The organism is Streptomyces cylindrosporus, assembly GCF_022698165.1.
In the GTDB taxonomy this organism is placed as follows: Bacteria; Actinomycetota; Actinomycetes; order Streptomycetales; family Streptomycetaceae; genus Streptomyces; species Streptomyces cylindrosporus.
This window is the reverse complement of the sequence record NZ_JALDAY010000017.1, coordinates 161,990-176,518: the sequence shown is the minus strand read 5'-3', so window position 1 is coordinate 176,518 and position 14,529 is coordinate 161,990. Positions and strand designations below refer to the sequence as shown.

Genomic DNA, 14,529 nt, shown 5'->3' with positions numbered 1-14,529 from the left:
GAGGCCGACTCGACAGGGGTACGGTCTACAAAACGGACATGAGGAGGCGGCCGTGATCGCTCGAGTGGCTGTGTGGGAACCGATGCCGACCGACGACCGGGACTGGGTCCTGGAGGCCTCGGCCGGCGTTCCCGGCGTCCATGGCGCGTATCACCTGATCGACCCCGCCACCGGCAACGGACTCTCCATCGCGTTCTTCGAGGACGAGGCCGCCGCCGCGGCGGCCCGGGCGGCCATCGAGCAGCGCGCCGCGGAGATCGGCTGGCACGACGTACCGCATCCGGCTCCGGCCTCGCAGACCTTCTACGACGTCGTCCGGCACGTCTGACCCCCGCCTCCGCCCGGCCGCAGGACGAAGTCCCCACCGCTTTTACGTGGTTGCGGGCTTCGTGCCTGCCGCCGCGATGCAACCAAACATCGGATCTCGTGGTCTCGGATGTAGATCGTGCATCTGATCGTCGACGGCCGGAGCTGACCACCCGGCCGTCCGAGCGAAAGCTGACCATGAGATATCGCAGCAGAGTGACGGCCCCCGCGGCCGCCCTGATCGGTACGGCCGCGGCACTGACGGTGGGGGGTACGGCGCACGCCGCGCCGAAGGACGCCGCGGCTCCCGGCCCCGAGACCCTCGGCGACCCCGTTTTCCCGAGCCTCGGCAACGATGGCTACCGCGTCGCCGCCTACCACCTCGACCTCTCCTACGACGCGACGACGAGGCTGGTCGACGCGAAGGCGACCCTGAAGATCCGCACCACCCAGGCCCTGACCCGGCTCTCCCTGGACGCCCTCGGCCTGGACATACGCACCGTCCGCGTCGGCGGCCGCACCGCCGCCTTCGAGCAGGCGGACGAGAAGCTGCGCATCACCCCGGCCCGCCCGCTGCCCGCGAAGGCGCGCGTCACGATCTGCGTCGAGTACGGCGCCGACCCGAGCCGCGCCCTCGCGCACACCGCCTGGGTCGTCACCCCGGACGGCTTCGCGATCTGCCCGCAGCCGAACTCGGCGCACACCGTCTTCCCGTGCAACGACCACCCGTCGGACAAGGCGGACTTCACCTTCCGCGTCACCGTCCCGGCCGGCCTGCGCGGCGTCGCGAACGGCCTGCTCACCGGCGTCGAGACCCTCGCCGACGGCCGCACGGCGTACTCGTACCGCTCCCGCGAGCCGATGGCCACCGAGCTCGCGCAGATCACCGTCGGCGACTACGTCGTCAAGGACCGCCAGGGCCCGCACGGCCTGCCCCTGCGCGACGTCGTCCCCGCCGCCCGGGCCACCGCCCTGGAGCCCGCCCTCGCGCTGACCCCCGGCCTCGTCGACTGGCTGGAGCAGCGGCTCGGGGCGTTCCCGTTCGAGACGTACGGACTGCTGCCCTGCAACTCCGACGACCCGAACGCCTTCGACTTCACCGGCCTGGAGACGCAGACCCTCACCCTGTACAAGCCGAACTTCCTGCTCCAGGAGGAGAAGAAGATCGGCTCGCACATGATGCACGAGCTGGTCCATTCCTGGTTCGGCAACATGGTCAGCCCCGCCACCTGGTCCGACCTGTGGCTCAACGAGGGCCACGCCGACTTCTACGGGCTGCTGTACCGCTACGAGCGCGGCTGGGCCGACTCCCTCGGCCTGACCACGATGGAAGCCCGCATGAAGGACACCTACGCGCGCGGCGACCAATGGCGCCACGACTCCGGCCCGGTGGCCGCGCCGAACGCGGCCAACCTCTTCGACAGCCAGCGCTACCTGGGCGGCGTACTGGTCCTGTACGCCTTCCGCGAGCTGGTCGGCGAGGACACCTTCCACGCCGTCGAGCGCGCCTTCCTCGACCGCCACCGGGGCTCCTCGGCGACGACGGAGGACTACATCGCCGTCGCCTCGGACGTGTCGGGGCAGGACCAGTCCGGTTTCCTGCGCGACTGGCTCTACGGCACGAAGACCCCCCGCATGCCCGGCCACCCGGACTGGACGGTCACCCCGGTGAGCGCCACGCTCGCACCGCACCGGCGGACGAGCGGGTACCACGACAACTCCGCGACCCTGTAGCTCAGTCGAGGTGGGGGGCGCTCGCGTCTCCCACCTCGTGCGCGGTGCGCTGCTGCGGGATCGCGATCGAGCCCTGCTGCAGCGCCACCGTCCGCGCCGGTGCCGGGATCCGGATGCCCTCCTCGCGGTAGCGCTTGTGCAGGGCCTTGATGAACTCGTGCTTGATGCGGAACTGGTCGCTGAACTCGCCGACGCCCAGGATGACCGTGAAGCCGATGCGGGAGTCGCCGAAGGTGTGGAAGCGGATCGCCGGCTCGTGGTCCGGGACAGCGCCGGTGACCTCCGTCATCACCTCCGCGATGACCTCCATGGTCACCCGCTCGACCTGCTCCAGGTCGCTGTCGTAGGCGACCCCGACCTGCACCAGGATCGTCAACTGCTGCTCGGGACGCATGAAGTTGGTCATGTTCGTCTTGGCGAGCTGCCCGTTGGGGATGACGACCAGGTTGTTGGAGAGCGCCCGGACCGTCGTCTGGCGCCAGTTGATGTCCTCGACGTAACCCTCCTCGCCGCTGCTGAGGCGGATGTAGTCGCCGGGCTGCACGGTCTTCGACGCGAGGATGTGGATGCCCGCGAAGAGGTTCGCGAGGGTGTCCTGCAGGGCCAGCGCGACGGCCAGGCCGCCGACGCCCAGGGCGGTGAGCATCGGGGCTATCGAGATGCCCAGCGTCTGCAGCACCACCAGGAAGCCGATCGCCAGGACCAGCACCCGCGTGATGTTCACGAAAATCGTGGCCGAGCCGGCGACCCCGGAGCGCGAGGTGGTGACGGCCCGCACCAGGCCGGCGATCACCCGGGCCGCCGTCACCGTGACGACGAAGATGAGCACCACGGTCAGCGCCTGGTTGACGTGGTTCTGGACCGTCCTGGTCAGCGGCAGCGCCGCGCCCGCGGAGGCCGCGCCGCCCAGGAACGCCGCCCACGGCACCACCGTACGCAACGCGTCCACGATCACGTCGTCACCGCTCCAGCGGGTACGGTCGGCGTGCTTGCCCAGCCAGCGCATCAGAATCCGCAGCAGGAAGGCCGCGAGCAGGCCGGCGGCCAGCGCGATTCCGGCTATGACCAGGTCGTCCGCGGTGAGCGCTCGGTTCACCGGTTACCTCCAAAACTCAGGATGTGCAGCCGCTCATCCTGCCGCATCCGCACACAGGTGCGTACCCGGCAGGTCTGGGGCCGGTCAAGCGAAGCTGTCAACTTCCTGTCGAGGAACGGCAGTTGGCTTCCCCTTCGGCTCCCGGCGGACTTGGCTGCTGCCCTGGCTCACCGCACAACGGCTTCCGGACCCCCCACCTCCAACGGAAGGCAGACACTGTGCACCAGGAATCGCTCGACTACCTCGTCATAGGCGCCGGTCCCGCCGGACTCCAGCTCGGACAGCTCCTCCAGGCGGCCGGACACGACTACCGCATCCTGGAGAGCGGCGGCACGCCGGGCACCTTCTTCCGTACGTTCCCGCGCCACCGCAAGCTCATCTCCATCAACAAGGTCCACAACGGCACTTCGGACCCCGAGCTCAACCTCCGCATGGACTGGAACTCGCTGCTGTCCGACGACCCCGACCTGCTCTTCACCCGCTACACCAAGCGCTACTTCCCGGCCGCCGACGACCTCGTGCGCTATCTCGCCGACTTCGCCGAGGCGTTCAAACTGGACATCGCCCACGACACCCGGGCCGTCCGCATCGCGCGCGACGAGCACGGGTTCGTCGTCACCGACCAGCGCGGCACCGTGCACCGCGCCCACAGACTGGTCATGGCCACCGGCGTGACCCGGCCCTACATCCCCGATGTCCCCGGCATCGAGACGGCGGAGCAGTACCCCGAAGTCTCCGTCGACCCCGAGGAGTTCACCGACCTGCGGGTCCTGATCCTCGGCAAGGGCAACTCCGCACTGGAGACCGCCGACAACCTCGTCGAGACGGCCGCCGTCATCCACGTGGCCGGACCGCACGGCATCAAACTGGCCTGGAACACGCACTTCGTCGGCCATCTGCGCGCGGTCAACAACAACTTCCTCGACACCTACCAGCTCAAGTCCCAGAACGCCCTGCTGGACGGCCATGTCCAGTCCATCGAGAAGGACGGCGCCCGCTATCGCGTGCGCTTCGGCTTCTCCCGGGCCGACGAGGTGGTGAAGGAGCTGGTCTACGACCGGGTGATCGTGTGCACGGGCTTCCGCTTCGACGCCTCGCCCTTCGACGAGGACTGCCGGCCCGACCTCGTCATCAACGACCGCTTCGCCGCGCTCACCCCGGCCTACGAGTCCGTCAACGTGCCCGGCCTCTACTTCGCCGGCACCCTGATGCAGCAACGCGACTTCAAGAAGTCCACCGGCGGCTTCATCCACGGATTCCGTTACGCCGTACGGGCGTTGAGCCGCATCCTCGACGAACGCCACCACGACCGCCCCTGGCCCCACCGCCCGCTCACGGCCGAACCGGCCCGGCTCGCGGACGCCGTGGTGGAGCGCGTCAACCGGAGCTCGGCGCTGTGGCAGCAGTTCGGCGTGCTCGGCGACCTGATCGTCACGCAGCCCGACGGGACGGCCCGCTACCACGAGGAAGTCCCCGTCGACTACACCCATGGGTCCGAACTCACCCGCGAGCGCGACTACTTCACCGTCACCCTGGAGTACGGCCCGGACCACGACAAGGTCGACCCCTTCGACATCACCGTGCGCCGCACCGCGCAGAACTCCGTCGACGACGCCTTCGACGCGTCGTATCTCCACCCGGTGATACGCCACTTCCGCGACGGCGGGCTTCTCGCCACCCACCACCTGGCCGAGAACCTGGAGAACGAGTGGGACCACCCGGACGTCCACCACGCCCCGCTCGCCGCCTTCCTCGCCCGCGAGCTGAACCGGGAGCCGGCATCGGAACCCGCCGGCACGGGGCGGTGAGGCGGCCGTGATGTTCTGCGTGAAGGACTTCGAGGCGGCGGCACGGGAGAAGCTCGACCCCGTGCACGCCGACTTCATCGCCGGCGGCGCCCGCGACGAGATCACCGTACGGGCCAACGAGGAGGCCTTCGCCCGGCTGCGGCTGCTGCCCCGCGTCCTGCGCGGCCGTGCCGTGCCCGGCCTGGACGTCACCCTCCTCGGCGGCCACGCCCGGCTGCCGGTGCTGCTCTCGCCGACCGCCTTCCACAAACTCGTCGACCCGGAAGGGGAGTTGGCCACCGCCCGGGCCGCGGCCGCCGCCGGAGCCGTCATGATCGCGAGCATGGCGTCGACCGTGGCCGTCGGTGAGATCGCCGACGCGGCCCGCGCCGCCGCCGGGCCCGGCGAGACCGTACCGCTGTGGTTCCAGCTCTACCTCCAGCCCGACCCGGAGATCACCGAGGCTCTCGTCCGCCGCGCCACCGACGCCGGCTGCACCGCCCTGGTCGTCACCGTCGACTCCCCGGTCCTCGGCGCGAGCGAACGCAACCGGCGCAACGGCTTCCACGACCTCCCCGCCGGCCTGCGCTGCGAGAACCTCGTCGACCTGCGCGACGGCGAGTTCGGACACGTCCGCCAGATCGCCATGTCCCCGGAGTTCTCCTGGGAGCACATCACCTGGCTGCGCTCCGTCACCGAACTGCCGATCCTCCTCAAGGGCGTCCTGCACCCCGAGGACGCCCGGCTCGCGGTCCGGCACGGCGTGTCCGGGCTGCTGCTGTCGAACCACGGAGGCCGTCAACTCGACACCGTTCCCGCCACGTTGGAGGCGCTGCCCGCGATCGTCGCGGCGGTGGCCGGCCGGATCCCGGTGCTGCTGGACGGCGGCGTGCGCCGCGGCACCGACGCGGTCAAGGCGCTCGCGCTCGGCGCGCGGGCGGTCGGCATCGGCCGCCCGGTGATGTGGGCGCTGGCCGCCGACGGCGAGAAGGGCGTACGGCGGCTGCTGGAGCTGCTGCGCGAGGAGATCGAGGACGCGCTCGCCCTGTGCGGGGCGGCCGGGCTCGACGAACTCACCCCGGATCTGGTCCGTCCGGCCTGGTCCGGGCCGCTGTTCGGCGGAGCGGTCTCATGAGCGCGCCCGGATGGCTGCTGGCCGCGGCCGCCGTCGCGCTGGTGGCGAGCCTGCCGTACTGGCTGCCGAAGTCCGTGGTCGCGCTGCGCGTGCGCATCTTCGCCCGCGTCAACGGCGAGGAGGGCATCAGCGCGCCCGGCCGGGAAGTCCCCGCCGAGGAGTTCAGGCAGGTGTACGGCCACCCGGCCGCGAACGGTCGCAGCCGGGGCGCCGCCCTTTCCGACCTGTTCTGGTACTGGCTCTCGCCCGGCCCCGAGGTCCACCAGGAGCATCTGGAGCCCGGCCCCCGCTACGACGACGTGGCCCGCACCACCCGGCACATCCTCGCCGGCCCGTCCCGCGCCGAGTGGACCGAGCTGGTCGGCCGCTGCACCGGGCGCGTCCTGGACGAACTGGGCGGCGACGAGCGCGTCCACCGCGTGCGGCTGCGCGACCTGATGATGCCGGTGTGGGCCGAGGTCTACCACGAGGTCGTCTTCCGCGAGCCGTGTCCGCGCCCCGTGCGCGACCTGATCGTCGGCAACGCCGACGACGTGGTCTCCGCCCTCAAGTGCACCCGCCTGCGCCACATGGACCGCCGGACCCGCCTCACCGCGTACCTCCGCGAGCGCCTCGCCCACGACCCGCCGCCGGTACCCCTGCCCGCCCTGCTGACCGAGCCGGAGCGGGCGTACTACCTCCAGGGCACCTTCTTCAACACGGCCGTCGTGCAGATGTCGGAGGCCATGGCCCATCTGCTGCTCGCCCTCGCCACACACCAGGACGTACAGGAGCGGCTGACCTCCACGGACGGCGACTACCTCGACCACGTCGTCGACGAGACCCTCCAGCACTTCCCCCTCTTCGGCGTGGCCCACCGCATCACCACGGCGGAGATCCCGCGCGCGGGCCGGCCCGCCATCCCCTCGGGCTCCGTGCTCCTGTTCAACTACCCCGAGTACCAGCGCTCGGGCACCACCGAGGCCGAACGCTTCGACCCCGACCGCTGGTTGTCGAAGGACACCCGCCCCACCGCGTCCATCCCGTTCGGCGTCACCGCCAACCGGCCCTGCCCGGCCCGCGGTTTCGCCGTGCTCACCATGCGGGTCGCGGCCGAGGAGGTGTTACGGCGGTTCCGCCTGGAGTCCGCCGTCGAGCACACCCGCTCGCTGCCCAACCGCGGCCCCTGCCTGCTCGTCCCGCGCACGGACCCGCGCAGGCCCCGGCTGCGGCTCGCGGCGATGCGCCTGGCCGACCACTGGGCGAACGTGCCGCGCAGCCTCACCCAACTGGTGCTCGGCACCTACATGGTGTGGGACGCCCGCCGCCAGGGCCTGTGCCGCCGCTACTTCGCCGAATCGTCCGGCGGCCCGTCCCCGTCCGTCGTCGGCAGCCGTTGAGACGGCCGCTGAGAAGGAGCGACCCATGACACCTGTCGAACTCGCGCCCGCCTTCTTCGCGGCCGTCGTCGTCATCCTGCTGACCTGCCGGGCGGTCGTCGCAGTCTGCGGCCGGTTCGGACAGCCGCCGGTCGTCGGCGAGATGATCGCCGGAGTGCTGCTCGGCCCCTCGCTGTTCGGGCTCGTCGCGCCCGCCGCGTCCGCCGCCCTCTTCCCGGCCGAGCTGAAGCCGGTGCTGTACGTGGCCGGACAGATCGGCCTCGTCGCCCTGATGTTCCACGCCGGACACGAGTTCCGGGCCCACGCGAGCCGCGGACTCGCCGGCACCGCCGTGGCCGTGTCGGCCGCCGGGGTCACCGTCCCGCTGGCGCTCGGCGTCGGCCTCGCGCTCGCGGCGCACGGACGGGTGGACATCTTCGTCCCCGGCGTCTCGGTGTGGGTGACCGCCGCGTTCGTCGGCGTCGCCCTGGCCATCACGGCGTTCCCGATGCTGGCCCGCATCATCACCGAACGCGGCCTGGCCGGCACCCGGTTCGGCTCCCTGTCGCTCGCGTCCGGTGCCACCGACGACGCGGTCGCCTGGATCCTGCTGGCCGGCGTGCTCAGCGCGGCCTCCGGCCGGCCGAGCAAGGTGCTCACCACCGTCGGCGGCTCACTGCTCTTCGTGGCCGTGCTGCTCCTGATCGGCCGCCGGCTGCTCGCCTGGATCGTCGACCGGCCCGGCCTGCGCGACGACACCCGTCTCCTCGGCACCGTCGCGGTGCTGTTCTGCGCCGCCTGGTTCACGGACGTCATCGACCTGTACGCCGTGTTCGGCGCGTTCTGCGTGGGCATGGCCATGCCCCGCGGCGAGGCCGCCGAACGCGTCGTACGCACCACCCAGTCCATCACCCAAGTGGTCTTCGTCCCGATGTTCTTCACCTACTCCGGCCTCAACACCCGCTTCGACGTGTTCGCCGACCCCGGAGTCCTGTTCTTCGGCGCGGCGGCCGTCGTGCTGGCCGTGGTCGGCAAGTTCGGCGGCTGCTGGGCCGCGGCCCGCCTGCGTCGCGAACCGCGGGCGGTGGCGGTCCGGGTCGGGGCCCTGATGAACGCCCGCGGGCTGATGCAGCTGATCGCCCTGAACGTCGGCCTGTCCGCGGGGATCGTCAGCGAGTCGCTCTTCTCCGTCCTCGTCCTCGTCGCCCTGGTGACCACGGTGATGACCGCACCGGTGCTGTCCTGGCTCGACCGCCGGGACACGGCGAGGGCGGCGGCCGGCCCCGAACCGGAACAGACCCCACAGGCGGTACCCACCTGACGCCACCCGCCGGGACCTCCGGTCAGTGCCGCAGAACCCGGCGCAGCCAGGTACGCAGACCGCTGTACGGCGGCGCCGGGCCGGGCGGATTCTCACCGGCGGCACGCGCCCGGAGGTGCTCGCGCGCGCCGTCGTAACCGAGGAGGGAGGCGTCCTGCACGCTCAACGCGGAGAGCTCACAGCCCTGTTGGTGGGACCATGAGTGCCGGCAGCTCGGGCAGATGTCCCTCGGTGTCGCGGACTGGCCTGTCATTCGTTCCCCCTGAGAACTCGGGGCCGCTTCCGACCGTACCTCACAGATCCGTGAACGACCCGTGCCGCCCCGCCCCCGACGCGAACCGCGCCGCCCCCTCCAGGCTCTGCGCCAACACGCCCGTCCCGTAACGGAGTTCCACGCCCATCGCCGCCGCCTCGTCCAACCCGTCCTGCTCCAGCACCGAAGCCCGGTCGCCCCGCAGACAGGCCTGCGGGAAGCGGGCGATCCCGGCGGCCAGCGCCTCCGCCGCGGCGCGGGCCGTCCCGGTCGGCACCACCCGGTTCGCCAGCCCCATCTCGTGGGCCTCCGGCGCCCCCACCGCCCGACCCGTGAGGATCATGTCCAGCGCGCGGCTCCGCCCGATCAGCCGGGGCAGCCGTACCGTCCCGCCGTCGATCAGCGGCACGCCCCAGCGGCGGCAGAACACCCCGAAGACCGCGTCCTCCTCGGCCACCCGCAGATCGCACCAGAGAGCGAGCTCCAGACCGCCCGCCACCGCATGCCCGGCGACCGCGGCGATCACCGGCTTGGACAGCCGCATCCGGGTCGGCCCCATCGGACCGTCCCCGTCCTCCGCGACCCGGTTCCCCCGCTCCGTGCCGAGCGCCTTCAGGTCGGCACCCGCGCAGAACGTGCCGCCCTCGCCCCACAGCACCGCCACCGCGGCCTCCTCGTCCGCCTCGAACTCCCGGAACGCGGCGGCGAGTTCACCGGCCGTCGGCCCGTCGACGGCGTTGCGGACCTCGGGTCGGGAGAGGACGACCGTGGTCACGGGTCCTTGGCGCTCGATTCGCACCGGCATGTCGGCTCCTGTCGTGGGTCGGACGGTCATCTCCGATAGTGCCGGTGCGCACGTCGACCGGCCGTCCCGGGGGCGGGCCGCTGTGCGAGGCTGAAGGTCAACAGTGAGGGAGTGGTCGCGATGGCAGCCGATCGCACGACCCCGCCGGTCGCCGTCGTGACCGGCGCCAACCGGGGCATCGGGTACGAGGTGGTACGGCAGCTCGCCGACCGCGGACACCACGTGGTCCTCGGCTCCCGCGACCTCGACCGGGGCCGCGCCGCCGCCGCACGCATCGACCCGGGCGGCGAGCGCGTCACCGCCGTGCAGCTCGACGTCTCCGACGAGGCGAGCGTGTCCGCGATGGCCGACCGCGTCACCCGCGAGCTGGGACGTGTGTCCGTGGTCGTCAACAACGCGGCGATCCTGTACGACACCTGGGCCCAGGCCCGGTCCGCCGACCTCGGCGAGGTGCAACGGGCCCTGGACACCAACCTGTTCGGCGCCTGGCGGGTCACCCAGGCACTGCTCCCGCTGCTGCGGCGCGGCCCGCATCCACGGGTCGTCATGGTGAGCAGCGAGGGCGGTTCACTCCAGTCGATGAGCGGTGGCACCCCCGCCTACAGCGTCTCCAAGGCCGCTCTCAACGCGCTCACCAGGCTGCTCGCCGGTGAACTGCGCCGCGATCGCGTCCTCGTCAACGCGATCTGCCCCGGCTGGGTCGCCACCGACATGGGCGGCCGGGGCGGCCGCCCGGTCACCGAGGGCGCCGCCGGCGTCGTCTGGGCGGCCACCCTCCCGGACGACGGCCCGACCGGCGGCTTCTTCCGCGACGGCAAACCGGTGCCGTGGTGAGGGACCACGACTTCAGATCACCTTCAGCCGCACCAGCGCCCCCAGCGTCAGCGCCCCCGGCAGCAGCGGCAGCCACACCGTGATGATCCGGTAGGCGAGCACCACCGCCGTCGCCACTGCCACCGGGCCGCCCGCCGCCACCAGCGCCACGACCAGCGCCGCCTCCACCGAGCCGAGCCCGCCCGGCGTCGGCACCAGCGCCACCGCGACCGTCGCGGCGAGGTAGGCGACCGCCATGTGCACCGGCGGCACCGGCAGCCCCAGCGACAGGCCCACCAGGACCAGCCCGGCCGCCTGGAGCGCGGGGAAGGCGAGCGAACCGCCCCACAGCGCCAGCGCCCGGGACGGACGGGTGTGCACCGAGCGCAGTTCACCGAGGGCCGTGCGCAGGAAGGACACCGCGGTCGTGCGCAGCCGTCGTACGAAGGCGAGGACCAGAGCCGCGACGACGGCGAGCGCGCCGATCGTCAGCAGCAGCGGGCCCATCGCGTCGTCCGGCAGCAGCGAGCCGAACCGCAGCGCGTCCGGGAAGGCGAGCAGCAGGGCGAGCAGCAGACCCACCCGCGTGACCGACTCCGCCAGCAGATACAGCGCCAGCGCGGCCGAGGAGCGGGCGAGCGGGATGCCGCACACGGTCATGAAACGCAGGTTGACCGCCCCGGCGCCGAGGCCGGTCGGCAGCAGGTGGTTGGCCGAGCCCGCCGCGAACTGGGTCGCCAGCAGCCGCCGCCGGGGCAGCCGGTCGACCACCGCGCCCTGCCGGGTGAACGCGGCCGCCACCCAGGTCAGACAGGTGGCACCGGCCGCGGCGAGCAGCCACGGCCACTCGGCCGACCGCAGATGGCCGAAGCCCTCGGCGAGGACGTCACGGTGCTGCACGGCGATGACGGTGACCAGCAGGAGCGGAAGCAGGCACAGGATCTGGCGGACCGGGACGCGACGGGGGAACCGTCCCGGCGTGGGGCCTTGGGGAAGTTGAACCGCAGTCACACTCGAAGAGGTTTTCCGCACCGCGCCAACTGCGGGTTGCGGGATTGCGGCGGGCGCCTTACGGACGGAAAGCGGCTGGGGAGGCAGTGCCATGGGGTCCTTCGGGGACGGGGACGAATCAGCGGGAGTGTTGACCTCAACGACGCTCGAGGTTCTACGTTCTCTCCCATGAGCATGGAGACCACAGCCTGGACACAGCTGCACAGTGTCATGACCGCCCAGCCGGAACACCGGCCCTTCGCGCGCGCCACACTGCGGCGCATCGGAGCGTTCGCCCGTCCGCACCGCGCCCGCATCGCGCAGTTCGTGCTGCTCGGGGTGGTGACCGCACTGCTCGCCGTCGCGACCCCCGTGCTCGCCGGACATGTCGTCGACGCGATCGTGTCGCACGGCGACGAGGGCACGGTCGTACGCCTGGCCCTGCTCATCGCGCTCATCGCGGTCGCCGAGGCGGCGCTCGGCATCCTCGGCAGGCGGCTGTCGGCGTCGCTCGGCGAGGGTCTCATCCTCGATCTGCGCACGGCTGTGTTCGATCATGTGCAGCGGATGCCGGTCGCGTTCTTCACACGGACACGTACGGGCGCGCTGGTCTCCCGTCTCAACAACGACGTCATCGGCGCGCAGCGTGCGTTCAGCAACACACTCTCCGGAGTGGTCAGCAACCTGGTCACGCTCGTGCTCACCCTCGCCGTCATGCTGACCCTGTCCTGGCAGATCACCCTGCTCGCGCTGGTGCTGCTGCCGTTGTTCGTGGTCCCGGCCCGCCGCATGGGCACCCGGATGGCCCGGATGCAGCGGGAGGCGGCGACGCTGAACGCGGCGATGGGCACCCGGATGACCGAGCGCTTCTCCGCCCCCGGCGCCACCCTCGTCAAGCTCTTCGGCCGCCCCGAGGAGGAGTCCGAGGAGTTCGCGGCGCGCGCCCGCCGGGTCGCGGACATCGGCGTACGGACGGCCACCGCCCAGTCGGTGTTCATCACCGCGCTGACCTTGGTGTCCTCCCTGGCCCTCGCCCTGGTCTACGGACTCGGCGGCTGGTTCGCGCTGCGCGGCAGCCTGGAACCCGGCGCCGTCGTCTCCCTCGCCCTGCTGCTGACCCGCATGTACGCGCCGCTCACCGCGCTCGCCGGCGCCCGCGTCGAGGTGATGAGCGCCCTGGTCAGCTTCGAGCGGGTCTTCGAGGTACTGGACCTCAAGCCGCTCATCGAGGAGAAACCGGACGCCCGCGAGGTGCCCGAGGGCCCGGTCGCCGTGGAGTTCGACGACGTCCGCTTCGGCTACCCGTCCGCCGACAAGGTCTCCCTCGCCTCCCTCGAAGAGGTCGCCTCCCTGGACACGCGAGGCGGCGCCGAGGTGCTGCACGGCATCTCCTTCCGCGCCGAACCCGGCCAGACCGTCGCCCTGGTCGGCTCCTCCGGCGCCGGCAAGTCGACCATCGCGCAACTGCTGCCGCGCCTGTACGACGTCGACGGGGGTGCGGTACGCGTCGGCGGCGTCGACGTCCGCGACCTGACCGCCGGCTCCCTGCGCGCCACCCTCGGCATGGTCACCCAGGACGGCCACCTCTTCCACGACACGGTCCGCGCCAACCTGCTGCTGGCCCGGCCCACGGCGACCGAGACCGAACTGTGGGACGCCCTGCGCCGCTCCCGCCTCGACGAGCTCGTACGGTCCCTGCCCGACGGCCTGGACACGGTGGTCGGCGAGCGCGGCTACCGCCTCTCCGGCGGCGAGCGCCAGCGGATGACCATCGCCCGGCTGCTGCTGGCCCGCCAGCACGTCGTCATCCTCGACGAGGCAACCGCCCACCTCGACAACACCTCCGAGGCCGCCGTCCAGGAGGCCCTGACGGAGGCCCTGGAGGGCCGCACCGCGGTGGTCATCGCCCACCGCCTGTCCACGGTCCGGGCCGCCGACGTGATCCTGGTGATCGAGGGCGGCCTGGTCGTGGAACGCGGCACCCACGAGGAACTCCTGGCGGCGGGCGGCCGGTACGCGGAGCTGTACCGGACGCAGTTCGAGGAGCGCGGCGACGCGGTGCCGCCGATCGCGGCCGAGGAGGCGGTCGCCTGAGGCCGCCCGCACCCTGACGGCGCAGTGCCCCGGACACCCCGTAAGGGACGGAAAACCCGCAGGTGGGCGCCTTCTGAGGGCGGTCGGTGGGCAGGGCGTGCGGCGTGCGACCGGTTGCGGGGCACCTGACGGGTTCTCACGGTGAGCGCAAGACAGCTGCTCTCAGCCAGCCCCGAAAGGAACCTGCATGTCCCCCCTCGTAACCCGTGGACTGCTGCTGCCGTCCGTCATCTGCGCCGCGCTGGTCTTCGGCCCCGTCGGCACCGCCGCCGCCACGGTCGGCGCGTACCGAGGAGCCGCGGACCCGGCCTCCTCGCGGTCGTCCGTCCCCGGGTCCGTCGCGGCCGAGGAGACCGAGGACATCGGTCGGTGGCTCGACGAGATGAAGCACGAGATGCGGGACGACGTGCACGTCCACGGCACCGACGCGCTCGCTCCGCTGCTCGGTGTGCTGACCGACCTCACGCAGCGGGGCACCGCTCCGCTCGGCGTCCAGGAGGCGGCCGACTACCGCAAGGCCGTCGAGAAGGCCTACGCCTCCGCGCTGCGCGGCGTCGAGCAGCGGGCCGGCGGCACCGACCGGGCCGCGGCACCCGCGGCCGACCCGATCGGGGACGCCGTGGCCCAGCTCCAGTCCACGGTCGCCGACCTGCTCAAGGCCCTCACCTCGCTCGACCTCGGCGGAGTGCTCAGCGCGGTGACCGGCCTGCTCTCACCCGTCCTCTCCATCGTCACGGGCCTCCTGGGCGGCGGCCTCCCGTCCCTGCCCTCGCTGCCCTCCCTGCCGGCGCTTCCGGCGCCGGGGAGCCCGGCGGCCTCGTAGCCGGCGTACGGGAT

13 protein-coding genes are annotated in these 14,529 nt (G+C 72.1%); 9 read left to right on the top strand and 4 right to left on the bottom strand.

The window, feature by feature from the left end; genetic code table 11:
- Positions 1 to 52 precede the first annotated feature (52 nt).
- Entirely contained in the window at positions 53 to 328 is a 276-nt protein-coding gene (locus MQP27_RS44175; protein WP_242776371.1) for a hypothetical protein, read from the top strand.
- 176 nt (positions 329 to 504) lie between these two features.
- Entirely contained in the window at positions 505 to 2,040 is a 1,536-nt protein-coding gene (locus MQP27_RS44170) for a M1 family metallopeptidase (protein WP_242776369.1), read from the top strand.
- 1 nt (position 2,041) lies between these two features.
- On the opposite strand, the gene MQP27_RS44165 is transcribed toward MQP27_RS44170, so the two are convergent.
- Entirely contained in the window at positions 2,042 to 3,136 is a 1,095-nt protein-coding gene (locus tag MQP27_RS44165) for a mechanosensitive ion channel family protein (protein ID WP_242776367.1), read from the bottom strand.
- A gap of 218 nt (positions 3,137 to 3,354) precedes the next feature.
- On the opposite strand from MQP27_RS44165, the gene MQP27_RS44160 reads away from it, so the two are divergent.
- The 4 genes from MQP27_RS44160 to MQP27_RS44145 are packed head-to-tail and all read left to right on the top strand — an operon-like array spanning position 3,355 to position 8,737.
- Entirely contained in the window at positions 3,355 to 4,944 is a 1,590-nt protein-coding gene (locus tag MQP27_RS44160; protein ID WP_242776365.1) for an NAD(P)-binding domain-containing protein, read from the top strand.
- A gap of 10 nt (positions 4,945 to 4,954) precedes the next feature.
- Entirely contained in the window at positions 4,955 to 6,058 is a 1,104-nt protein-coding gene (locus MQP27_RS44155; RefSeq protein WP_242776363.1) for an alpha-hydroxy acid oxidase, read from the top strand.
- The gene (locus MQP27_RS44150) at positions 6,055 to 7,437 is read left to right on the top strand and encodes a cytochrome P450 (protein WP_242776361.1); all 1,383 of its coding nucleotides are present in this window, start codon (positions 6,055 to 6,057) and stop codon (positions 7,435 to 7,437) included. Before MQP27_RS44155 ends, MQP27_RS44150 begins: the two co-directional genes overlap by 4 nt.
- Before the next feature lie 25 nt (positions 7,438 to 7,462).
- Positions 7,463 to 8,737: a cation:proton antiporter gene (locus MQP27_RS44145; RefSeq protein ID WP_242776359.1), complete on the top strand. Its 1,275-nt coding sequence runs from the start codon at positions 7,463 to 7,465 to the stop codon at positions 8,735 to 8,737.
- 22 nt (positions 8,738 to 8,759) lie between these two features.
- Here MQP27_RS44145 and MQP27_RS44140 read toward each other — a convergent pair whose 3' ends face one another.
- Together MQP27_RS44140 and MQP27_RS44135 are read right to left on the bottom strand one after the other, a co-directional pair.
- Positions 8,760 to 8,903, bottom strand: coding sequence for a hypothetical protein (locus MQP27_RS44140; protein ID WP_242776357.1), 144 nt, complete (start codon positions 8,901 to 8,903; stop codon positions 8,760 to 8,762).
- A gap of 127 nt (positions 8,904 to 9,030) precedes the next feature.
- The gene (locus tag MQP27_RS44135; protein WP_242776355.1) at positions 9,031 to 9,795 is read right to left on the bottom strand and encodes a crotonase/enoyl-CoA hydratase family protein; all 765 of its coding nucleotides are present in this window, start codon (positions 9,793 to 9,795) and stop codon (positions 9,031 to 9,033) included.
- A gap of 120 nt (positions 9,796 to 9,915) precedes the next feature.
- On the opposite strand from MQP27_RS44135, the gene MQP27_RS44130 reads away from it, so the two are divergent.
- On the top strand, positions 9,916 to 10,629 hold the full coding sequence (locus MQP27_RS44130; protein WP_242776353.1) for an SDR family oxidoreductase: 714 nt from the start codon (positions 9,916 to 9,918) through the stop codon (positions 10,627 to 10,629).
- A 12-nt stretch (positions 10,630 to 10,641) separates the two neighbouring features.
- Here the strand turns inward: MQP27_RS44130 and MQP27_RS44125 are convergent, their stop codons facing one another.
- The gene (locus tag MQP27_RS44125) at positions 10,642 to 11,619 is read right to left on the bottom strand and encodes a lysylphosphatidylglycerol synthase transmembrane domain-containing protein (RefSeq protein ID WP_242776351.1); all 978 of its coding nucleotides are present in this window, start codon (positions 11,617 to 11,619) and stop codon (positions 10,642 to 10,644) included.
- Between the two features lie 174 nt (positions 11,620 to 11,793).
- Here MQP27_RS44125 and MQP27_RS44120 point away from each other — a divergent pair, with 174 nt between their 5' ends.
- Complete coding sequence (locus MQP27_RS44120) at positions 11,794 to 13,692, top strand: ABC transporter ATP-binding protein (protein WP_242776500.1); 1,899 nt, start codon at positions 11,794 to 11,796, stop codon at positions 13,690 to 13,692.
- A 187-nt stretch (positions 13,693 to 13,879) separates the two neighbouring features.
- Complete coding sequence (locus MQP27_RS44115; protein WP_242776349.1) at positions 13,880 to 14,515, top strand: hypothetical protein; 636 nt, start codon at positions 13,880 to 13,882, stop codon at positions 14,513 to 14,515.
- The last annotated feature ends 14 nt before the right edge of the window (positions 14,516 to 14,529 follow it).